The sequence below is a fragment of the Blastococcus sp. KM273129 genome (assembly GCF_021698995.1).
Classification (GTDB): Bacteria; Actinomycetota; Actinomycetes; order Mycobacteriales; family Geodermatophilaceae; genus Blastococcus.
The window spans coordinates 1-20,416 of record NZ_SSXB01000037.1; the positions used below are offsets into that span (position 1 = coordinate 1).

The 20,416-nt window shown below is 70.5% G+C and carries 22 protein-coding genes, 1 pseudogene and 1 riboswitch; of the genes and pseudogenes, 8 read left to right on the forward strand and 15 right to left on the reverse strand.

The genetic code is table 11. The annotated features are described in order from the left end of the window. From E9565_RS12030 to E9565_RS12065, 8 genes and pseudogenes are all read right to left on the reverse strand, one after another. A pseudogene (locus E9565_RS12030) lies at positions 1-810 on the reverse strand (hypothetical protein); the annotation flags it as partial. 11 nt (positions 811-821) lie between these two features. Next, complete coding sequence (locus E9565_RS12035; protein WP_236835245.1) at positions 822-1,391, reverse strand: copper resistance CopC family protein; 570 nt, start codon at positions 1,389-1,391, stop codon at positions 822-824. 85 nt (positions 1,392-1,476) lie between these two features. After that, the gene (locus tag E9565_RS12040) at positions 1,477-2,121 is read right to left on the reverse strand and encodes a class I SAM-dependent methyltransferase (RefSeq protein WP_236826469.1); all 645 of its coding nucleotides are present in this window, start codon (positions 2,119-2,121) and stop codon (positions 1,477-1,479) included. 2 nt (positions 2,122-2,123) lie between these two features. After that, positions 2,124-3,569 (reverse strand): cell wall metabolism sensor histidine kinase WalK, encoded by a 1,446-nt coding sequence (locus tag E9565_RS12045; protein WP_236826468.1) that lies wholly within the window; start codon positions 3,567-3,569, stop codon positions 2,124-2,126. Further along, on the reverse strand, positions 3,562-4,239 hold the full coding sequence (locus E9565_RS23260; protein WP_236826467.1) for a response regulator transcription factor: 678 nt from the start codon (positions 4,237-4,239) through the stop codon (positions 3,562-3,564). The genes E9565_RS12045 and E9565_RS23260 overlap by 8 nt, the downstream gene beginning before the upstream one ends. Positions 4,240-4,296: 57 nt before the next feature. Next, positions 4,297-5,058 (reverse strand): prolipoprotein diacylglyceryl transferase, encoded by a 762-nt coding sequence (locus tag E9565_RS12055; protein WP_113801642.1) that lies wholly within the window; start codon positions 5,056-5,058, stop codon positions 4,297-4,299. Between the two features lie 158 nt (positions 5,059-5,216). After that, a complete protein-coding gene (locus tag E9565_RS12060) occupies positions 5,217-5,567 on the reverse strand; it encodes a hypothetical protein (protein WP_236835247.1) in 351 nt (116 codons plus the stop codon). 173 nt (positions 5,568-5,740) lie between these two features. Further along, a complete protein-coding gene (locus E9565_RS12065) occupies positions 5,741-5,968 on the reverse strand; it encodes a hypothetical protein (protein WP_236835249.1) in 228 nt (75 codons plus the stop codon). A gap of 260 nt (positions 5,969-6,228) precedes the next feature. Here E9565_RS12065 and E9565_RS12070 point away from each other — a divergent pair, with 260 nt between their 5' ends. The 7 genes from E9565_RS12070 (at position 6,229) to E9565_RS12100 (ending at position 11,759) form a co-directional block, all read left to right on the forward strand. Beyond that, positions 6,229-7,140, forward strand: a complete 912-nt coding sequence (locus tag E9565_RS12070; RefSeq protein ID WP_236835251.1) for a cytochrome c biogenesis protein CcdA — start codon at positions 6,229-6,231, stop codon at positions 7,138-7,140. A 128-nt stretch (positions 7,141-7,268) separates the two neighbouring features. Continuing rightward, the gene (locus E9565_RS12075; RefSeq protein ID WP_236826465.1) at positions 7,269-7,844 is read left to right on the forward strand and encodes a peroxiredoxin; all 576 of its coding nucleotides are present in this window, start codon (positions 7,269-7,271) and stop codon (positions 7,842-7,844) included. Further along, complete coding sequence (locus tag E9565_RS12080) at positions 7,841-8,146, forward strand: glutaredoxin family protein (RefSeq protein WP_236826464.1); 306 nt, start codon at positions 7,841-7,843, stop codon at positions 8,144-8,146. The genes E9565_RS12075 and E9565_RS12080 overlap by 4 nt, the downstream gene beginning before the upstream one ends. Positions 8,147-8,282: 136 nt before the next feature. Next, entirely contained in the window at positions 8,283-8,897 is a 615-nt protein-coding gene (locus tag E9565_RS12085; protein WP_236826463.1) for a TlpA disulfide reductase family protein, read from the forward strand. Then, positions 8,894-9,769 carry a cytochrome c biogenesis CcdA family protein gene (locus E9565_RS12090; RefSeq protein WP_236826462.1) on the forward strand — a complete coding sequence of 292 codons (876 nt, stop codon included), beginning with the start codon at positions 8,894-8,896 and terminating at the stop codon, positions 9,767-9,769. The genes E9565_RS12085 and E9565_RS12090 overlap by 4 nt, the downstream gene beginning before the upstream one ends. Positions 9,770-9,887: 118 nt before the next feature. Then, a complete protein-coding gene (gene efeB / locus E9565_RS12095; RefSeq protein WP_255714164.1) occupies positions 9,888-11,213 on the forward strand; it encodes an iron uptake transporter deferrochelatase/peroxidase subunit in 1,326 nt (441 codons plus the stop codon). Between the two features lie 99 nt (positions 11,214-11,312). Continuing rightward, positions 11,313-11,759, forward strand: coding sequence for a plastocyanin/azurin family copper-binding protein (locus tag E9565_RS12100; protein WP_236835253.1), 447 nt, complete (start codon positions 11,313-11,315; stop codon positions 11,757-11,759). Positions 11,760-11,831: 72 nt separating this feature from the next. Here E9565_RS12100 and E9565_RS12105 read toward each other — a convergent pair whose 3' ends face one another. Then, entirely contained in the window at positions 11,832-12,215 is a 384-nt protein-coding gene (locus E9565_RS12105; protein WP_236826459.1) for a ZIP family metal transporter, read from the reverse strand. A gap of 358 nt (positions 12,216-12,573) precedes the next feature. On the opposite strand from E9565_RS12105, the gene E9565_RS12110 reads away from it, so the two are divergent. Further along, positions 12,574-12,774, forward strand: a complete 201-nt coding sequence (locus E9565_RS12110) for a hypothetical protein (protein ID WP_236826458.1) — start codon at positions 12,574-12,576, stop codon at positions 12,772-12,774. Here the strand turns inward: E9565_RS12110 and E9565_RS12115 are convergent. From E9565_RS12115 to E9565_RS12140, 6 genes are all read right to left on the reverse strand, one after another. Beyond that, positions 12,750-13,010: a hypothetical protein gene (locus E9565_RS12115; RefSeq protein WP_236826457.1), complete on the reverse strand. Its 261-nt coding sequence runs from the start codon at positions 13,008-13,010 to the stop codon at positions 12,750-12,752. The two genes, E9565_RS12110 and E9565_RS12115, sit on opposite strands and share 25 nt — an antisense overlap. Next, positions 12,979-13,509, reverse strand: coding sequence for a hypothetical protein (locus E9565_RS12120; RefSeq protein WP_236826456.1), 531 nt, complete (start codon positions 13,507-13,509; stop codon positions 12,979-12,981). The genes E9565_RS12115 and E9565_RS12120 overlap by 32 nt, the downstream gene beginning before the upstream one ends. Positions 13,510-14,148: 639 nt before the next feature. After that, complete coding sequence (locus E9565_RS12125) at positions 14,149-15,906, reverse strand: copper resistance protein CopC (RefSeq protein ID WP_236826455.1); 1,758 nt, start codon at positions 15,904-15,906, stop codon at positions 14,149-14,151. Between the two features lie 245 nt (positions 15,907-16,151). Then, a complete protein-coding gene (locus E9565_RS12130) occupies positions 16,152-16,724 on the reverse strand; it encodes a DUF1775 domain-containing protein (RefSeq protein ID WP_236826454.1) in 573 nt (190 codons plus the stop codon). Positions 16,725-17,118: 394 nt separating this feature from the next. Continuing rightward, positions 17,119-18,582: a peptidoglycan DD-metalloendopeptidase family protein gene (locus E9565_RS12135; protein ID WP_236826453.1), complete on the reverse strand. Its 1,464-nt coding sequence runs from the start codon at positions 18,580-18,582 to the stop codon at positions 17,119-17,121. Between the two features lie 244 nt (positions 18,583-18,826). Continuing rightward, the gene (locus E9565_RS12140) at positions 18,827-19,945 is read right to left on the reverse strand and encodes a M23 family metallopeptidase (protein WP_236826452.1); all 1,119 of its coding nucleotides are present in this window, start codon (positions 19,943-19,945) and stop codon (positions 18,827-18,829) included. A gap of 174 nt (positions 19,946-20,119) precedes the next feature. Continuing rightward, positions 20,120-20,273: riboswitch (cyclic di-AMP (ydaO/yuaA leader) on the reverse strand. Positions 20,274-20,416: the final 143 nt, after the last annotated feature.

The following is a 20,416-nucleotide window of genomic DNA, read 5'->3' on the forward strand; positions in this document are numbered from 1 at the left end:
GTCGCCCGCTCCCGCAGCTCGTCGGGGTACTTCCTCGGTGCCGCCATGACTCTCATCCTCACGTGGATTGAGAGCCTCCATCAGACCCGGGGCGGGACAGACGGCGGCACCGACGGCTCCGACGCTGATCGAGCGGCAGACCAGGAGGGCGACCAGTCCTCCCGCCCACAGGACCACGCCCAGGACGTGCAGGGCGACCGCGGTCGGGCCGTAGACACCGCCAGTGCCGCCGGCGTGCCCGACAAGGGCCGGCGGAAGCGCGGCGAGCAGCGCGACCAGGAGCAGACCGAGCGTCCCCCCCATGGTGAGCACCACCCTGGCGGCCATGGCGAGCACCGCAGCGAGGACAGCCACGACGACACGGGCCTGGGCCTGAGGGCTGTCCGCCAGGAACTGGACGACCGCCGTCGGCGTGACCACCGAGAAACCCCGTCCGAGGAACTCGGCCAGCAGCGCCGGAACCGCGGCCAGCGACAGCAGGCTCCATACCAGAGCCGACCACCCGGCGGTGCGCACCCACCGGTAACCGGCGGCACCGAGCAACCGGTCGCCCGGCAGGAGGACCGCCGCACCCAGCAGGCATCCGACAGTCATGACCGCAGCCAGGTCGTGCAGCACCTGCAGCATGGGCACGAGCCAGGCCGCCCCTGCATCGGACCCGGGCAGCCCGGCGACCGACGACTCCTCTTTGGACCCGGCCGACAAGGTCAGCCAGGTCAACAGCAGCGCCGCGGCGGCCGCCGGAAGGAGTACCGGCCAGCGGCTGCGCATGCGGTCGGCTGCCTGCGCAGTCACGAGAGAGTCAGCCACGTGGTTCTCGCTCAGCCCCGAGGCCCTCGCCGGCGCAGGGCCAGCACACCGAGACCGGCGACGACGGCCACCGAGACGCCGAGCATCCACCACAGCCCTGCACCGGCCCCGCCGTCGGCTACGGCCACCTCCTCGGCGGCGGCTTCCGTCACCGGCGGCTCCGGGGAGTCCGTCGAACCCGCCACTCCGGTCGGCCCGGCGTCGGAGGCTTCTGCCCCGGCGTAGCTGAAGGTGAGCTCCCCGGTCACCGGGTGCCCGTCCTGCGAGACGACTCGGTAAGCAACCAGGTAGGACCCATTGCTGCTGAGGTCCACCGGCTGCCGCACCACGGCGTCGGTCTCGGTAGCGGGGCCGGTAGTGACGGAACGCCCGTCGGCGCCGCGGACCACGACCTCGGCCGAGCCAGCCCGGACCGCCTCGGTGAAGGTCAGGGTGATCTGCCGGGGCGGTGTGGTCAGCGTCTGCGCCTCGCTCGGCTCGGAGCTGGCGAGTTCAGCGTGAGCTGACGCGCTGCCGATCCCCAGTCCGAGGACGGTGAGGACGACGGCGGCCAGGGTTGCCAGGCGGAGCAAGAGCGACATGGTCCTGTCTCTTCGGTGCGAACGGGAGCTGTGAAGCGGTGTCAACGGGCCAGGCGCGCCGGAGGCACAGGGCAACTGGAGTGGCTCACGGCTTGGTGCACGCCAGCCGCATGACGATGCCCAGCTTCGAGCGACGCAGATGCTCGATCTCCAGCCCGGCGGCCCGCACCGCCACCTCGGGCTCCCGCAGCAGGTGGTCGGCGGCCAGGCGCAGGAAGGCCGGTTCCAGCAAGCGCTGAACCCGCCGGATCGCCGGGAGCGGACTGGCGACGTGATCGAGCAGCACCAGGCGGCCGCCCGGCCGCAGCACCCGAGCCATCTCGGCGACTGCGGCTCGGTCGTCGGGGATGCTGCACAAGGTCAGGGTGGCGATCACCGAGTCGAAGCTGGAGTCGGGGAAAGGCAGTCGCTGCGCGTCGCCCAGGCACAGGTCTGCCGGCCGGGCCAACTGCGCGGCGCGCGCCTCAGCCCGGGCCAGCATGGCCGGACTCAGGTCGATGCCGGTCAGCTCGACCTCCGGAGGGAACAGCGGGAGGTTCCGGCCGGTGCCCACGCCGACCTCGAGGACCCTTCCCCGGACCTGCCGGCAGGCCCACGACCGGCCGCCCCGGAACAGCAGCCACTCGGCGACCGTGATGACAGCGTCGTAGTGCGCGGCCTGCCGCTCGTAGACGGCGCGCACGCGCTCCGTCGTGGGCGGCGCCGCCTCCGCTCTTCTGCGTGGTGCCATGGTCACTCCTGAAGAAGTGGAGCCGTCGAGGACTCGGGCAGTGGACCTCGGGCGACTGCGGACGGCGGACGTGCTGATGCCGTTGCGGAACCTGAGGGCTCTGCGAGTGGGAACGTGATGGTGAAGACGGCCCCTCCGTCGGGTGCGTTCGTGGCGCTCACCCCTCCGCCATGCGCGCGGACGAGGGTGGCCACGACCGCCAGCCCGATCCCCGAGCCGTTTGCCCGTGCACCCCGTCCTCGGAAGTACCTGTCGAAGACCTGCGGGAGTTCCGCGTCCGGAATCCCCGGTCCGTCGTCACTCACTTCCAGGTGCACCGCATCACCCTGGGTGCCAGTGGTCACGGTCACCCGGCCGCCCACCGGGACGAACTTCACCGCGTTGCCGAGCAGGTTGGTCACCACCTGGGCCAGCCTGACCCGGTCACCGCAGACCGGCGCTGGGGTCAGTCGTAGGTCCAGCTGGAGACCACGCTCGGCGAAGCGGTGCTGGAAACCCGCAGCGACCGATCGCACCAGTTCGGCCAGATCGAGGGTGACGCGCTCCAGGGAGAAGGAGTTGTGGTCGTCGCGGGTGAGGGTCTCCAGGTCGGCGACGAGGCGCCCCAGCCGCAGGGTCTCCTCGTGCAGGGAGGAGACCAGAGCGGGCGTCAGGTCGAGGACGCCGTCCTGGACGGCTTCAAGCTGGCTGCGCAGGATGGCCAGCGGCGTGCGCAGTTCATGGGCGACGTCCGCGGCGAACGACTGCCGGAGCGCCTCCTGCCGTTCGGCGGAGGCGGCCAGCTCGTTGAACGCCGTCGCCAGCTCCGCAACTTCATCGCGCCCGCTCACCATGGCCCGCCGGCCACGGTCACCGGCGCGCAGATCATCAGCTGCTGCGGTCAGCTCCGCGAGCGGGCGGGTGACCCGCCGAGCGAACAGCAGGCCCAGGACCGAGGCGATCAGCGCTACGGCGAGTCCCCCCACGAACAGCAGCCGATTCACGGAGCTGCGGAGCTGCCGATCAGCGAGTGGCACACTGCCCTCGGGGAGCGCGACCAGCAGGGTTCCCCGCGGCTGCCCGTCGACGGTGATCGGAACGGTGACCGGGTCGGCCAGTGGTCCCGCCGCCATCATCTCCCGATGCATCTGCGCCATCTCGCTGGTGGTGCTGCCTGCGGTCGGCCAGACCGTCTCCCCCGCCGCATCGACCAGACGGACCTCGGCACCGGCCATGGACACCGCCGGCCCGAGCTGGTCGAGACGCTCGGGGTCCCAGCCCTCCGCGGACACGTACGCACCGGTGACCGCAGCAGCGATCTGGTCCACCCGAGCCGACCGTTGTTGGTCGAGGTAGGACTCGAAGCGGCTGCTGAACGCGAGATTGACCAACAGGGCGGCCAGGAGGGCCGCGACGAGCGCGATCGCCGCGAAGCCCAGGCCCAGTCGCCGGGCCAGGGAACTACTCATCGGCGGTCGCCCCGAACTTGTAGCCGATCCCGGCAACCGTCAGGACGAAGCTCGGACGCCGGGAGTGGTCGCCGAGCTTCCGCCGCAGGTTCTTGACGTGCACGTCCACCGTGCGGTCGTACCCATCGAAGCCGTGGCCCTGCAGGCGACTGATCAGTTCGGCACGCGTCCACGCCCGCCCGGGACGGGACGACAGGATCACGAGCAGGTCGAACTCCGTGCGGGTCAGCTCGATCGACTCACCGTCGAGAGTCACCTCCCGGCTCTCCTGGTCGATAGCCAGCCGGCCACTGGCGAAGGTCGGAACACGACCGGGCCGTCCGCCGCCGGCGCGGCGGAGGACGGCCCCGACTCGCGCGACGAGCTCTCGCGGGCTGAAGGGCTTGGTCACGTAGTCATCGGCGCCCAGACGCAGGCCCGCCACGCGATCTCCCTCGCTGGCCCGGGCGGTCAGCATCACCACGGGGACGTCGCTGGACCGGCGCAGCAGGCGGAGAAGCTCTTCACCCGGGATGTCGGGCAGCCCCAGGTCGAGGACCAGCAGATCGGGGCGGAGGCGTTCGACCAGGCGCAGCGCGTCTAGACCGTTCTCAGCGAGGAGGACGTGGTAGCCCTCGCGCTCCAGGTAGGCACCGACGAGTTCCCGGATCTTCGCCTCGTCGTCGACCACGAGGACGGTTCCGCTGGCGCGAGGACCTGGCCCACCGCCGAAGTCTGGCTCCACCGCTCAGGCGGCCGCGGACGCGACCGGCTGCCTACCGGACCGGTCGCGCCTCCCGGTCGCCAGGAGACCGACACCGATGGCAACGAGGACGAGCGACCAGAGCTGGGGCTGGGTCAGCCCGAGCAGGACCTCCTCGTTGAGGCGGATCTCCTCGACGAGGAACCGTGCGACTCCGCTGAGCACCGCGTACAGGCCGAAGACGTGCAGCGGTGCCCACCGGGTGCGCAGAACCCACAGCAGCCCGCCGACGGCCAGCGCGACGGCTGCTTCGTACAGCGCTGCGGGATGCACGGGAACCATGGTCGGCATCGTCCCGTCCGGGAAGGCCACTGCCCAGGGCAGGTCAGACGGCTGCCCGTAGGAGCCGTCGCCGGAGAGGAAGCACCCGATGCGCCCGATGCCATAGGCAAGTGACAGGGGTGCGGCCGCGATCCCCGCCAGCTGCCCCAGCGGAAGCTCGTACCGGCGTGCCATCACCACGACGGTCGCGACGCCGGCGATCAGGCCGCCGTACCAGGTGAACCCGGACGGTCCGAACGAATGCAGTGACAGGCTTCCGGCGTGCTCGGCGAGGTAGTACAGCTTGCCGCCGACGAATCCCATGACGGTCGCCGCGATGACGATCGACCAGGCGCGGTCGGGATTCCATCCCAAGCGTCGGAACTCACGGGCCAGCAGGTACCCCGCCACCAGTGCGGCGGCGGCCTTGCTGACGCCGTAGCTGTTGATCGGGAAACCGAAGACCTCGAACAGGACGGGCCGCACGGGTGTGCCTCTCTGTCAATGATGTCGACCGAGCGCTGGTGGGCTCGGTCGATGCGGTCGGTCTCGATCGCTCGGGACTCATCGGGGTTCCGCGAAGGGGTTCCTGGCGCTCGGAGTGCCAGGAGACTCCGGGAGGAACGCGCCCTCCGCTGGAGGTGTCAGGGGGTAGCAGAGTCGCCGGCGTCGTCGGAGGACTCTCCGCCCATGCCGCCGCCCATGCCGTCCATGTGACCGTGCATGTCCTCCATGTCCTCCATCGAGGACATGCCCTCCATCATGGTTCGCATGTGATCCCGCATCTGCTCCTGCATCTGCGGGTCGGACATCATGTCGGACATGGCGGCCATCATGCGGTCGTAGAAGGCCGGATCCTCCATCACCGACTCCATGTGGGAATCCGCTGTCCCGGTTTCCGAAGCGGCGTCGGCGTAGGCGAAGGCGGGAACCCCCACCACAGTGGCACCGGCAATGACACCGGTGGCGACGGCGATGATCGTGCGCTTGCTCAAGAGACTCTTCTCCTCGGTAGGCGACAGGTCGCCGGTGAGCGACCTGACTCCACGGTGCCCACCGGATGTGAAGAATCCGTGTGCCGGATGTGTGGTCGCGATGCGCTCACTGCAAGCGGTCGCGGCCCCAGGGTGCGCGCGTCCTGTGAGTCCACGCCGTACCGGCGCAGCAGTCAGAGAGCCCAGCCCGCCGGCTTGGAGTCGTCCCGGCGCTCGGCGCGCAGCTGGTCGATCTCGGCGCGCAGCTTGATGAGCTCAGCCTGCTTGTCGACGGTCGTCTCGGCAGGGCTCTCCGCGGCCGCAGAGGTGGACGGCCGCTGCATCTTCATCATCATCCACATCATCAACCCCATCCCCACGGGGCAGGCCAGGAGCGCAAGCAGGTACAGCGACTCGGACATCGGTTCCTCCGTTCGGGCGCCCCAGTGGCGCGACGACCCACTATCTCCTAAGGAGGATAGTGGTGTCGACCCCGACTCCTATTTGTCATAGTGGTCGAGCTAGCTCCTATGTGTCATAGTGGACGCCGCGGGAGCGAGAACGCGCCGCAGTCCCATCGTGCGGCCGTCTCCGGTAGCGCCGATCCGGCCACCAGTCGAGCCCGTGCTCCCATCCGAGTCAGCTGGAAGTGACGATGCAGGACCTCTTGCTGTCCACGACGGTGCTCGCCTCCTTCATCGGAGGCGTACTCGCGCTGCTCGCTCCGTGCTGCGTGTCGGTCATGCTCCCGGCCTATTTCGCCTCGAGCTTCCGACAGCGCTCACGCCTGGTCCTCATGACCGTCGTCTTCGCCGCCGGGGTCGGAACGGTGATCCTGCCGATCGCCCTGGGCGCGTCGTTCCTGAGCCGGCTGCTCAACGAGCAGCACGCGATCATCTTCTCGATCGGTGGGGGCCTCATGGTGCTCGCTGGCCTGGCGATGCTCAACGGCTGGAAGTTCATGCTGCCCATGCCGTCCATGCGCACGGGCGGCGGTAGCGGCCTGCGCTCGGTGTACAGCCTCGGCGCCTTCTCCGGGGCAGCCAGCGCCTGCTGCGCCCCCGTCCTGGCCGGCGTCGCAGCAGTGTCCGGAGCAGTCGCATCCTTCCCGGCGGCCCTGGCCGTCGGGATCGCCTACGTCTTCGGCATGGTGGCGCCGTTGACCGTGATCGCCCTGCTCTGGGATCGCCGGGACTGGGGCAAGACGCGCCTGCTGGCCAGCCGAACGGTGACCCTCCGGGCAGGCCGACTGCGCCGCACCGTTCTCCTCTCCACACTGCTCTCCGCCGTGCTCATGATCCTGATGGGTGCGCTGACCATGGTTCTGGCCCTTGTCGGGCAGGGCATGGCGACCGGTGAGTGGCAGATCCGTCTCACCGCGGCCCTCGGCCACGCCGCCGCCCAGGTCGAGGACGCGCTGTCGTTCGTCCCCGGCTGGCTCTCCGCTGCGCTCGTCTTCGGCGCGCTGGCGATGGTCATCGTGCGCGCATTCCGCAACCGGAGCTCGGACGTCGACCCCTCCCCCATTAGCCCGACCGACGGCGAGGACAGCGTCGTCGAACCGACCGAGACCTCACCGACCGGGAGATCATGACCATGAGTGGACGCGGTACGACCAAGAGCCCCAGCGCAGGGCCCAGCACACGAGGCGCACAAGCCGTCGCTGCCGCCCGTCGCGACCAGCGCGGCGGCGGGGCCCGGATCTGGGTGGTTGCCGGGCTCGTGGCGATCCTGGTCATCGGCGGCCTCTACGCCCTCTACCAAAGCAGCACGAGCTCCGCAGGGGCGGCCGACCCCGAGCGCTACGACGTCGGATCACCCGGCCCCGGCGAGGAGGCTCCGGACTTCACCCTGCCGGGGACGGACGGACAGGACGTATCGCTCAGCGACTTCCGCGGGGAGAACGTGCTGCTGTACTTCCACGAGGGGCTGGGCTGCCAGGCCTGCTGGGACCAGATCCGCGACCTGGAGGCGGCGACCCCTCAGCTGGAGGAGGCCGGCGTGGACCGGCTGGTCAGCATCACCAACGCCCCGCAGGACCTGCTGGTCCAGAAGATGGACGACGACGGCCTGGAATCCCTCGCACTGGCCGACCCGGACCTGGCCGCGATCGAGGCCTACAAGGCGAACAAGTACGGGATGATGGGCGACACCACGGCCGGGCACAGCTTCATCCTCGTCGACGGTGAGGGCGAGATCGTCTGGCGGGCCGACTACGGCGGGGCGCCGGACTACACGATGTACCTGCCCGTCGAGACCATCCTCGCCGACCTCGAGGCTGCTCGGACCGACCGATGACCGTCATCACGCTCCTCACCCAGACGTCCTGCTCTTTCTGCGAGCAGGCCAAGGAGACGCTGGCCCAGCTGAGCCGGGAACAGGAGTTCGAGACCCAAGAGATCAGCCTGGAGACCGAGGAGGGTCGGGCGCTGGGGGAACGACACGGCGTCCTGTTCGCCCCCGGCATCTTGGTCGACGGGGACTTCTTCTCCTTCGGCCGCCTCTCCGAGCGCAAGCTCAGGCGTGAGCTCCAGCGTCGCAACGACGTTTCCCACGACCACCGCGGCACGAGCTGGGGATGGAGACGGCCGGGCTCGTGAGGCCAGCGCATCCGGCCGGCGCCGAGAGGGGCCGGCCGGATGCGTTGCAGCCCACACGGTGGACGATCGCGGCGCTACTGGAGGGCCTGTAACTTACTAGCGTGCTTAGTCGATCCCGCGAAGACCGGCGACCGCGGTGACCAGCACAGCTGGCTCCGATCGTGTGCTCAACCGTCGCATCTTCCTGATCGCCGCCGGAGCGCTGAGCTCGACCGCGCTGCTCGGCTGTTCCGCGGGGCTGACCGGCGACGAGGGTGGCGCCGGTGAGTTCGAATTCCGGGAGCCCACAGCCGCGGCGACCGTGATCCCGGAAGAGCGGCGCGCGCCGGCCCCTGCCTTCTCGGGGGAGCTGCTCGACGGCACCCCGTTCGAGTCCTCCTCCCTTGCCGGAGACGTCGCCGTCATCAACTTCTGGGGATCCTGGTGCACCCCCTGCCGGGTCGAGACGCCGGAGTTCCAAGCCGTCCACGCCGACGTGGCCGACCGCGGTGTCCAGTTCATTGGCATCGACGTCAAGGACGAGCGACGACTGGCCGTCGCCTTCGTGGAGAGACTGGGCGTCGCCTACCCCTCGATCTTCGACCCTCGCGGTGAGGTGGCGCTGGCCTTCCGCGGCTTCCCGGCGAACGTCGTCCCGTCCACCATCCTGTTGGACCGGGACGGTCGAGTGGCTGCCGTCTACACCGGCCAGGTCCGCGGTGATGACCTACGCGCTGCGGTGGAGCTGCTGATCGAGGAGACCGAGGCGTGAGCGACCTCGCGGCGACGTTCGCCGGGATCGTCACCGATGGCTCCCTGCTGCTCGCCATGGCGGTGGCGGCACTGGTCGGGTTGATCAGCTTCGCCTCCCCGTGCTGCCTTCCGCTGATTCCCGGCTACGTCAGCTATGTCGCCGGGCTCGCCGGCGCCCAGGCCACCGCCGGCCAGCCCCGGGTTCCGCAGCCTGCCGGCGGCAGCCCCGCGGGGACGGCATCGGCCGACTGCTCCCCCGAGACCGGCAGCACGTCCTCATCACAGGCCGGGCCGGCAGCCGCCGGCCGCGGCCGGGTACTCGCCGGTTCCCTGTTGTTCGTCGCCGGCTTCAGCGCCGTCTTCGTGTCCTTCGGGGCACTGTTCGGCGGCCTGGGCCGGCTGCTGCTGGAGTGGGCACCGCTGCTCACCCGGGTCGCCGGCGTCGTCGTGATCGCGATGGGGCTGTCCTTTCTCGGCGCGATCCCCTGGCTGATGCGCGAACGCCGCATCCACCGCCGGCCGCCGGCCGGCCTGGCCGGCGCCCCGGTCCTCGGCGTCGTGTTCGGCCTCGGGTGGACGCCCTGCCTCGGCCCGACCCTGGCCGCGGTGAACACCCTCGCCTACACCCAGGCATCCGCCGGCCGCGGCGCCGTCCTCGCCCTTGCCTACTGCCTCGGGCTCGGCATCCCCTTCGTCCTGGTCGCCCTCGGTGCCCGGCGCGCCCTCACGTTCTCCGCCTTCGCCCGCCGTCACGCCCCGACGGTGATGCGGATCGGCGGTGGCTTGATGATCTTTCTGGGAATTCTGCTGCTGACCGGCTGGTGGGACGCGCTCATGATCTGGCTGCGGGCCTGGCTGGGCGCCACCGGGCTGAGCACGTCCGCCTTGTGACCGAGAAGTCGCTTCTCCGGTGGGCAGGAATGGCACGAACCCCGACCCGGCTCCTAGCTTCGATAGTAGAGTCCGTGTCAGTTGTCCCTGACGCACAGATCGGCCGAGCCTGTCGTCCATGAGTACGGATCCTGACTCCAGCGAACGCCACGCTGCGCACCCCCGAGGCATGTCGCGCCGCCGACTCCTGGGGATCGCCGGCGGCGGGACGCTCGGCATCGTCGCTGCCGGAGCCACCGGTGGGGTGCTCGGACGGGCGACGGCCGGCACAGCCACCGCACCGGTTACCCCCGGATCCGATGCTGCAGATGCCATCCCCTTCACCGGCAGGCACCAGGCCGGAATTGTCACCCCGGCCCAGGACCGGCTGCACTTCGTCGCTCTCGACGTCACCACCCACAGCCGGGACGACCTGGTCGAGATGCTGAAGACCTGGACGGAGGCCGCCCGACGGATGACCGCGGGGCAGGACGCCGGCCCGGTCGGCGCCGTCGACGGCAATGAGCACGCTGCTCCCGACGACACCGGGGGGGCGCTCGGGCTGCCGGCCTCGGGGCTGACGTTGACCATCGGGTTCGGCCCGACGCTGTTCACCACCACCGACGGCCGCGACCGGTTCGGCCTTGCGGCACGCAAGCCCGCGGCGCTTGTCGAGCTGCCGGAGTTCGCCGGGGACCGCATCGACCCGGCGATCAGTGGTGGCGACCTGTGCGTCCAAGCCTGCGCCAATGACCCGCAGGTCGCGGTGCACGCCGTCCGCAACATCGTGCGGCTGGGTGCCGGGGTGGTCAGTGTCCGCTGGTCGCAGCTCGGATTTGGCCGGACTTCCTCGACCAGTACCAAGCAGGCCACGCCGCGCAACCTGATGGGCTTCAAGGACGGCACGAACAACCTCAAGGCCGAGAACGGGCAAGCCCTCGACAGGTTCGTGTGGGTGGCTCCCGGTGACGGTGGACCGGGAGCGGACTGGCTGGCCGGCGGCTCCTACCTGGTCACCCGACGCATCCGGATGCTGGTCGAGGACTGGGACGCCGTCCCCCTCGGGCGCCAGGAGGCCGCCATGGGACGGCGCAAGGGCAGCGGCGCGCCGCTGGGGCAGCGCGCCGAGTTCGACCCGGTGGACCTCACCCAGGTCGTCGACGGCAATCCGGCCATCCCGGCCGACTCCCACGTCGCTCTGTCCAACCCGACGAACGCCGGGACGGCCATCCTCCGTCGCGGCTACAGCTTCGTCGACGGATCGGACGGATCCGGCCGGCTCGACGCCGGACTGTTCTTCATCGCGTACCAGCGCAACCCGGAGACGGGTTTCGTGCAGGTGCAGCGGAACTTGGCCGGCGATGCCCTGAACCAGTTCATCGAGCACACATCCTCGGCGGTCTTCGCCTGTCCTCCGGGAGTCGAATCCGGTGACGACTGGTGGGGACGAGCACTGTTCACCTGACGTCAATCCCACATCACCGCCCAATGAAGCGCGGTACAGCCGCCGCGACCGTATTGGCCCTCTTGTGCTCCCCACCACGACAACCAGCGAGGACAACCAGTGGACAACAAGGCCCGACGCTCCGCACTCGTCGGACTCCTCGTGCTGACGTTGAGCGCCTGCGGCGCAGGCGACGGGACGAATGAGCAGGCAGCTTCCTCTCCGGCTCCTGCAGCAGTCCCGGGAGTTGTCGCGGTGGGCGCCGACGGCGTACAGGAGCTGACCATCCAGGTGAGCGACGACTACGTGTTCACCCCCGCGACGGTCACCGTGGCCCCCCGGCCGTTGCGCCTTACCGTGCAGAGCGTCGCCGACGAGCTGACGCACGGCTTTCGATTCACTCCCGGGGGCAACCCGCAGGACATCACCGAGGAGATCTCCGTCATCGGCCCCGGCCGCAGCGAGACGGTGGAGTTCGAGGTGGACGAAGCCGGCGACTACCTGTTCGACTGCTCGTTCCACATCGGCATGGGGCAGACCGGCGTCATGACCGTGGCAGCGGACTGACCCGACCGACCCACCGCCGAATCGGCTGGGACACCTCCCCCGGCTGGCCGCAGCGCCATGGGCCCTTCTCGGTCACGCCCCCACGTAGACGGAGATGGCGCCGAAGATGGCGAACCCGGCGGTGAGGAAGATGGGCCCCAGCCGTGAGGTCTCACCTTCGTGCGCCTCTCCGATCATCTCCTCGACCACGACAGCGGTGAGCGCACCGCCGGTGAGCGCGAGCACCGACAAGGTGACGATCTCGGGGGCGTCCCGGAGGGCGAAGTAGCCGAGCGTGGCCCCGAGGAAGATCGGGACGGCGAAGCCTGCCGCGAGCAGCACCCGCCGACCGCGGCTGATGCCGGCCCTGCGCATCGTCGCGATGGCCGCGAAGCCCTCCGGAACATCGGCGGGGACCTGCCCAAGGGCGAGGAGAAGGCCCAGAGCTGGGTTGAGGACCGTGCCGGTGCCGATCATGACGCCGTCGCTGAACAGGTCCAGCGAGACGCCGGAGAAGATCCCCAGTGCGCTCCCCTGCCTCTAACCCCTGCCCATCCTCGCCTGGACATAGCCGATGGCTCGGTCGAGACCGATGACTCCCCCCACGAACGCCAACAAGGGGCACCCACCGGAGATCCGCCGCCATGGCCGGGACGGCCGCGGGCACGCTGTCACCCCTGCTCGCGCCTCGCCGCGGCGTCCTGTCACCGCTGTCAGCCCACCGCGCGCGGTGCGTGTCGTCCCGAGCCGGGAACGCCGTCCTGCCATCGTCCCGCCTTGAGCGGCGAGCGGGCGGAGCCGGTGTGCCCGCCGGTGCACGGCACTCGGATACGAGGTGCTCATGGTGCGCGGCCAGCCTGCCTGCGGCTCGCGGACGGCGGGCACGCAGCTCGCGGAAGGCCTGCTGGATCTCCGCGACCGACAGCAGTCGCTCGTCGGGTCCGACGTCGCCGCCGTTGGCCACACCGCCCGTCACGGCGCCGGCTTCGTCGACGTCCTGCAGCAATGGGCTCACGCGACGGCCGCCAGGTACTGAGGAGCCATGCCGCGCAAGGCGGTCAGCGTGCGGTTCCGCCGGCGGTACAGGGTGCGCGTCGTGATGCCGTGTGCGGTGGCGACCTTCTGGTCGGCGCGCCGGTGGTGCCGGTCGCGGCTGCACTCGGTGGCGATCAGGAGTGCGACGTCCTCGGCGTCGACTCCTGAGCGCACCGCCCACTGCAGCAGGTCGACGACGTCGAGGTCATCCTCTTCTTCGCTGACGGTGGCTGACAAGAGTCGAGTGACATCGCCGGCTGGTGGTCAGGACCTCGACCCGGTCGCGGTGGTAGCGGCTGCCGGGGCGCAATTCGGCGAGCACGGCCCGCCGGGTTCCGGCGCGCAGGTTCGCCGCGATCGCCCGCGGCCGGCGTTGCCATGGGTAGCGGCGGATCTGGCAGGCGAGCTCGCCTGCGACCACGGCGAGGATGTCGGGGTTCAGGTCTGCGAGCTGCCTGGCCATCGTCCGCACCAGCCCGCTGAGCAGGTGCAGTGTCAGCAGCAGAGCATCGTCGTCGCGGCCACCGTCCACGGCGGCCAGCCGGACGAGCGCGGCGAGCACGGCGTCGGGGCGGTCGCCCGCGCCCCCGTCGGCCCAGACGGCGAGCAGGTCATCGATGCTGCTCACCTCTGCCAGGGCCGGCTCGGTGGCTGCCCAACGGACGAGGATCGCGTCGCCGTCCAGGCGCGCGGCGAGCGCCGGCCAACTGCCGACGATGGTGGGGTCGTGGAACATGTGCGAGTCCTCCGGCATCGGTGTGATGCCGTCGACGCTCTGCGGAGATGTTCAGCAAGCCGCCACCTCGCAGGGGTGACAGGAGACGGCCGCGTCACCGCGTGACCGGCTCGATCCCGGTATCGCGTCCGCGGACACTCGGCATCTCGCAGCGAGGGGGTGACGAGGCAAGAAGCGAGGGGTGACGTAAGCGAGGTGCGACGACGAAGGCGACCTGTTCCGGGGTGACGTCCGGCTCAGCTACTCCTCACGTCCGTCGACCGGGGTCGTCACCGCGCATGGGCACGACTCCCGTCGCCCTCGACACAGACACTGCCCGCCGATGGCGATATCCGGTCAGCGGCCCTATGCGGGGATCCCCACCGGGTGGTAATCCGGGCACTTCTTCCACGACACGGTTGTGACCTTTGCGATGTCGCCTGTAAGGCGTTGGCCCTGCGGGGCGGTGGCTCATGCATTCCCTCAGGCGGTGCCCAGGGGGCTGTCGATGAGGTGGCACCAGGCACCGTTTTGCCCGCCGGGACGGAGCTCGATCGGCAGCCCCAACTGCTGGAGTGGGCGCGTTGGCCGCAGCGCGGTTCCTCGCGCTCCCACCGTGCCGTCGGCGAGACGCAGCAAGAACGACGACCGTCTCGAATCTCAGCGCACGGGGAAGTCCACGCTGGCGGTCGTGGCGGTGAACTCGTCGAGGCGGACGGTGACCGTGAGAGTCCAGGTGCCGGCAGCCGGGATGGACATACCGTCGCCGATGAAGTGGCCGGGACCTCCCGGAAGGAGGTCCACCTCTAGTGGCCCGATCTCCTGTGCCTTCTCGCTGAGCGTGACCTCGATCCCGTCCGGCTGGGTGAGCTGCCCTGACCCGTCGAACACGTAGATGTGCAAGGTGTTCGGTCCGGTGCTCGCCGGGTCGACCGTCAACTGCACGGCACCGGTCGCTTCTACGTCGATGGCGCCTTGGAGCGGAAGAGTCACGTCGACGGGCTCGACGATCGTGGAGCGGGCCGGTGGTGTCCCGACCAGGACCGCCGACAGCGCCAGGATGACGGCTCCGATGGCGACCTCGATGAGGACCGAGCGCCGGAGGGGACGTACGTCCGGCGATCCGGCGTCGGCGGGGGTGTCGGTTCGGTGATGCACGTGCTGTTCCGCCGCGGTATCTGCTTCGCCGGCGGCGAAGGCGTGCGCGGTGACCGTCCGTCGACCCGGGCGGGGACGTGGGCCTCCGAGCTGCTGCTGAACCCAGACGCGCGACACTCCCGCCACGGCCAGGAGCACGATGACGACCAGCACCTTGGCCAGGAGCAGCTGCCCGTACGTCGTCCCCGCCAGTGCGGTGGGAGAACCGACTTCCCGTACCGACTGCAGGACGCCGGTCACCACCAGCGTGCCGACCGATCCGAATGCCAGCTGGGAGTACCGCAGCAGAGCGGTGGCCAGGTGTGCGGCCGGCCCTCGGGGCCGGACGACGACGACCAGAAGCGCGATCAGACCGCCCAGCCACACCGCCATGGCCAGCACGTGCACCGACGTGATGGAAACGGCCAACCCGGGCAGAGATCCGGCAGCGGCGTGGCCGACGGCAGCGACCGTGACCGCCAGCCCCAGAAACAGAACGGCCCCCACGATCGCGAGCGGAACGGTCGGCTGAGCCTCCCGGCGCCACACGACCGTCAACACCGCGGCCAACGCAAGGCCGCAGAGGATCCGCAACAACACGATGACGCCGAAGCTGGAACCAGTGGTGGCGGATAGCAGGGACGGATCGAACACGGCTTCCAGACCGACACCGCCCACGTACGGACCCTGCAGCAGGAACGTGAGCACAGCCGCGGCCACGATGGCCACGAGGCCGGCCGAGGTCAGTCGCCGCATCGTCCGGGCGCCCCATCCGGCCGGCCAGCAGAGGAACAGGAACACCGGGATGCCGATGGTCAATGCCATTCCGGCGAAGCCGAGCCACCGGGCGACCGGCAGCGCCACGCCCAAGGCCCCGTCGACGTCGTCTCCCCCGGCCGCCGACGAGGCAGGCACGAGCTCCCCGTCACCGACGACGAACGCGTAGGCCCCGGAGATCGGATGTGCGTCCTCGGAGACCACCCGGTACGAGACGGTGTAGCTGGCATCAGTAAGCCCCGCACGAAGTGGCGCGACGACGGTGACGCCGTCCTCCACCGGCGAGCCGGTGTCCACCCGCTCCCCGCCCGGCCCCAGCACTCGGACGTATCCGGCGCCTACCGAGACCGGTTCGGTGAACTCGAGCTCGACCTCAGCGGGTGCGGCATCCAGTCGCGCCCCGTCCGCCGGCGTGGTGGCGACCAGGGTCGCGTGAGCGGACGCGGGCGGAGCGGTGACGACATCGACTGCGAGCCCGCCGGCAAGGGCCGCGAGCGTGAGCACCGCGAGCGCCGTCCACCGCCTCCAACTGGCAGGCGCCGGCGCAGAGCGGCGGAACGTCACTGACCCCGCGGGCCGCGCCACGCGATCGAGCCGACCGCGACCAGGCCAACGCATGGCATTGCCTCACAGACTTCGACGGATAGCACGGTCGGACAGCTGACGGTGAGCCCGCCGGAATCCCGAGTTGGTCGGTCCGCGGGCGACACAGGAGGTCGCGGATAGGTGTTCACGCGGCCGGGCGCACCTCAGGAACTGCGGGAGACACGGGACCGCCAGAACCACAGGCCCCCGGCGAGCGCCGCGGCGAGGAGAACGATGGTGACGATTAATCCCGTGCTGGTCGACTCGCCCTCTGTCGAGGGCTCCGCGACCTCTTCCTGCGGCTCCACGGTCGGTGCGCTGGCCGAACTCGGAGTCGACGTCGCGGCTGGGCTCGACGGCGCGGTCGTCGTCGCACCCGCGGGGGCGGCCGCGACGGTGATGGTCGGTGCGGGGTTGTCCGGTTCCGGATCGGCCTCGGTGGGGAGCTCGATCCATGCATCTTCGCGGCCATCGGAGTACCGCAACAGGGCCTTGAACGGTAACTCGGTGACGTCGAGCGGCAGCCGTTCGATCGTGACGCCGTACTCGAGGTCTTCGCCCGGAGCGATGGCCGGACCCCCGATCTCGTATCCGTCCGCGGTGGGCGCCAGGGTCCAACCGGCCGGCCCCGAGGCCAGGGACACCTGCTCCGGGAGGATCCCCTCGGGCAGCTGCGTCTTCACTCCGGCGATACCGGCGGTATCCGACTCAGCGGCTGCCGAGAACACCACGGTCACCGGGCCCGCACCGGCCTGTGCGCCGGGCGCACTTGCTTCCACGTGCGCCCTCGCAGGTCCTGCGCCGGCGAGCACGAGGCCCAGGACGGCAGTCGTCGTGACGACGGCACGTTGGCTAAAACGAGTCAACATTCTCTCCACGGTGTCCTTAGTCGTTGGCAGTGTCCGAGAAGTTCCCGCCCGGCGACGGACCGCTGAGACGTCCACCCGAACGCTCAGGCGGGTGCACCGGCGAGCTGCTGCTCTCCGCGTCGTCCGTGAAGTGGCCTTCACCGAGGGCTGCCGCAATACCGCTGTGCGCGCCCGCCGTTCGCCGACTGGTGGGAATGGGAATGGCACCGACATCTCCTCCACAGACTCTGCGAGACGGGCGAGAACTGCTGTCCCGACGGCGTCAGCCCCCACAGGCACCGACCCGGATGCCGCGGGCGTTCAGCCAGGCAACCGGATTCGACGCTCCGCTGTACATGGCGCCGTTCGGATGGACCTCGAAGTGCACGTGCGGCCCGGTCGAGTTGCCTCTGTTGCCGACCTCCGCGATCTGCTCACCGGCCATGACACGGTCGCCGGGGCGGACGAAGTAGTCGTTGATGTGCCCGTAGACGTAGACAGCACCGTCGTCCCCGAGCAGGTAGACAGCCAGCCCGAAGCCGGTGGCCGTCCCGGCACGCTTGACGGTTCCCGATATGGGGGCATACAGCGGGGTGCCGATGGGAGAGGCGACGTCCACCCCGTTGTGCGAGGTCCCCCAGCGTGCGCCGAAGCAGCTGGTGACCCGTCCGGAGAACGGTGTGGCGTAGCCGGACGACCCCGATCCACCGGAGCCGCCGCCGGAGCTGTCGTTCCGGGCCGCCGCGGCCGCCTCGGCGGCTTCTCGGGCTGACCGTTCCGCCGCCGCTGCGGCGGCGGCCTCCTCGGCTTGCTTCTGGGCCATCCACTGCTGGTAGGCGTTCCGTGCGCCCTGCAGCTCGAGCACCTTGATCTGGGCGGCCAGCAGCTGCGCCTCGAGCGTCGCCTTCTGCGCGGCCACCTCGGCGTAGGCACGCTGCTGGTCGGCCAGCTGGGCATCGGCCCGCGCCTTGGCGTCCTGTGCCGCCTCCTCGGCGGCGGCCATCTCATCGCGGGCGGCGCGGGCGGATGAGTCGGCGTTGGCCTGGACCACCTTGGCGACCTGGAGCTGGTCGAGCACGTCCACCTCGTTGGCCGCGACATAGTCGAGCAGGGCGGCGCGCTGGATCAGCTCCGCGGGGCCCTCGGCATCCAACAGCGCTGCCGTCGTGGAGGCCGCCGACCCGTTCATGTAGCTGTCGCGGGAGAATTGCGCGATGCGGGCTTCCGCTGCGGAGACGGCAGCCGCGGCCGCCTCCAGTTCGGCTGCCATCTGCTCGGCCACCGACTGCGCCTGCAGGAGCGCCTCCTCCGCGATCATGTAGTCGGTTCCCGCGGCCTCGGCCTCGATGCCGACGCGTTCGAGCTCGGCCTCGGCGGCCGCCACCAGCCCGGCGATACGGCCGACCTCCGCCGCCGCAGCCTCCTGCTCGGTCTGCGCGGCGCCGATCTGGTCGTCCGTGGGATTCGGAGGCGCGGGAGCGGCGAGGCTCGGGGTTCCAGAGCCGATGAACGCAACGCCGGCCAGCGCACCGACCAGTGCGGTCCGCAGCGGCCGGCGGAGGCCCGGACGGCTCGCTGCAGGCCGGCGGCGGCCGGCCCGTCCCGTGCGTGTCGGGTTGACCGGCCGGAAGGGACGGTGGTGGGACATGGCTTGCTCCCCGGGGAAGAGGGTGGCGGTGCGGATGAGCCCGAGCAGAGTCCCACTATCACCATTAGTAGCGGTGGCAACACGCGGAACGACCGCCACGGATCGTCACCACGCAGTGACTCAAGCGACGTCAGGAGCGCGCAACCCGCTTCGCTCGCAACGGGGTCACGCCCCAGGTCCACGTTGACCTAGTGCGACCCCGCGGTTTCCCGATCGATCACCGATCAGCAGGAAGCTAGCTGTTCGCGCTCCCATCCCCGTGTCAGTAGTCATCACGGTGTGCGGGTCGTCTCCCGGCAGTCGCCTGGTATCAGATCGATCCACCCATCTCGCGGGTCAGCCCTCAGCCACAAGCCAGGTCGATGCCGCGCGCAGCGAGCCACGGCGTGGGGTTGACGCGGTTCGCGTAGAGCCCCCCGGTGTGCGTCTCGATGTGCAGGTGCGGACCGGTCGACTGACCTCTATTGCCCACCTCGGCGATCTGCTGGCCCGCCGTGACGACCTGACCCGAGGTCACGAAGTACTGGTTGATGTGACCGTAGACGGTGATCGTGCCGTCCGGGTGCTCGATGTAGACCGCGTAGCCGAAGCCGTTCGCCGTGCCGGCGTGCAGGACCACGCCGCCCTCGGGGGCGTAGATCGGCGTCCCGATGGGGGCGGCGATGTCGACGCCGTTGTGGTTGGTCCCGGACCGGTTGCCGTAGCAGGACGTGACACGGCCGGCGACCAGAGAAGCCGTGCCGGCTTGAGCTCTAACCAGCTCCTTGCGCTCTTCCTGCTCCCAGGCGGCGGCGGGATCGGCCACCCCCCGACTGGCGAGCAGCTGCGTCTCGGCCGCGCGGAGCTGCTCCTCCAGAGCCGCCCTCTCCGCGGCGGCGGCGTCGTACGCCTCCTGCGAAACCCCCAGCTGAGCCTGCGCGGCCGCCTCGGCCTCGGCGGCGGCACGCGCTGCCGTCTCCTGCTGCGCGACCGCGGCCTTCGCAGCCCGGTCGGCCTCCTCCTGCCGCTGCTGGACCTCCTCGAACGCCTCCAACCGTTCCGCACGGTCCTCGCCAAGCAGGTCCATGGTCGCGGCCCGCTGCAGCACCTCCTCCGGCCCTGCCGCTTCCAGCAGGACCGCCGCGTCGCCGAGTGGGTCAGCCCCCATGTAGAGCTCCCGACCCACGGCGGCGACGTCCTCCTGCCCCTGCTCGACGGCGGCCTGCGCGGCCGCGAGCTCCGCAGCCGCCGCGTCCGCCGTGGCCCGGGCCGATGCCAGCTCTGCCTGGGCGGCGCGCGAGGCCTCGGCAGCCGCCTCGGCCTCGATGGTCGCCCGCTGCACCTTCTCCTCGGCAGCGGCGAGGAGCTGGTCGATCCGCTCGATCTCCGCGGCGAGCTCACTCCCCGCCGCCACGGCCTGTGGCGGATTGCCGGGGGCGGCGAGTGCCGACTGCGCGGCCGCCGCGACGAGCAAGGCCGCCATCGCTGCGGCGACCGCGCCGCGGCGGGGGGTCCGCCGCGGGGCTCGACTGGCACGGGTGGGTACGGAGGTGCTGGCTGAGTTGACGGTCCGAGCCCCGCGTCGGGCGGAGCTGCCCTCGGATGCGACGGTGGTCGGGGCATGACAATGGTGCAGGGGCGCCAAGGCGGCGTCGCTCCGTTCTTCCTGGCCGCCTACCGGGTTAGCTGACGGGTTCGGGCGGGAAGGCGCCCTACCGGGTGCGCGCAGGCGCACCCGGATTCACCCCAGGGGGATCGGTGGGTCCCCGGTCCGTCCGGCTGGGAAGCGGACGGTTCGGCGGGGCCGGTCGAGGTCCTCGCTCTGAGGACGGGGCTCGGCCGGACCGGAGAGGACGGTAGTACGAAGACGCTTAGTTGTCACGGTCGGGTAACGGATCGCCTCAGTGATGACTGGCAGAAGGGTGCGGGGCTGGTGCCGGCCGGCACGTGCCCA

What these genes read in the sequence shown, in the direction of transcription:
- E9565_RS12035 (WP_236835245.1), bottom strand. Translation starts at nt 1,391, where the DNA reads ATGTCGCTCTTGCTCCGCCTGGCAACCCTGGCCGCCGTCGTCCTCACC.
- E9565_RS12040 (WP_236826469.1), bottom strand. Translation starts at nt 2,121, where the DNA reads ATGGCACCACGCAGAAGAGCGGAGGCGGCGCCGCCCACGACGGAGCGC.
- E9565_RS12045 (WP_236826468.1), bottom strand. Translation starts at nt 3,569, where the DNA reads ATGAGTAGTTCCCTGGCCCGGCGACTGGGCCTGGGCTTCGCGGCGATC.
- E9565_RS12065 (WP_236835249.1), bottom strand. Translation starts at nt 5,968, where the DNA reads ATGTCCGAGTCGCTGTACCTGCTTGCGCTCCTGGCCTGCCCCGTGGGG.
- E9565_RS12080 (WP_236826464.1), top strand. Translation starts at nt 7,841, where the DNA reads ATGACCGTCATCACGCTCCTCACCCAGACGTCCTGCTCTTTCTGCGAG.
- efeB (WP_255714164.1), top strand. Translation starts at nt 9,888, where the DNA reads ATGAGTACGGATCCTGACTCCAGCGAACGCCACGCTGCGCACCCCCGA.
- E9565_RS12105 (WP_236826459.1), bottom strand. Translation starts at nt 12,215, where the DNA reads ATGATCGGCACCGGCACGGTCCTCAACCCAGCTCTGGGCCTTCTCCTC.
- E9565_RS12120 (WP_236826456.1), bottom strand. Translation starts at nt 13,509, where the DNA reads ATGTTCCACGACCCCACCATCGTCGGCAGTTGGCCGGCGCTCGCCGCG.
- E9565_RS12140 (WP_236826452.1), bottom strand. Translation starts at nt 19,945, where the DNA reads ATGGCGGCCTTGCTCGTCGCGGCGGCCGCGCAGTCGGCACTCGCCGCC.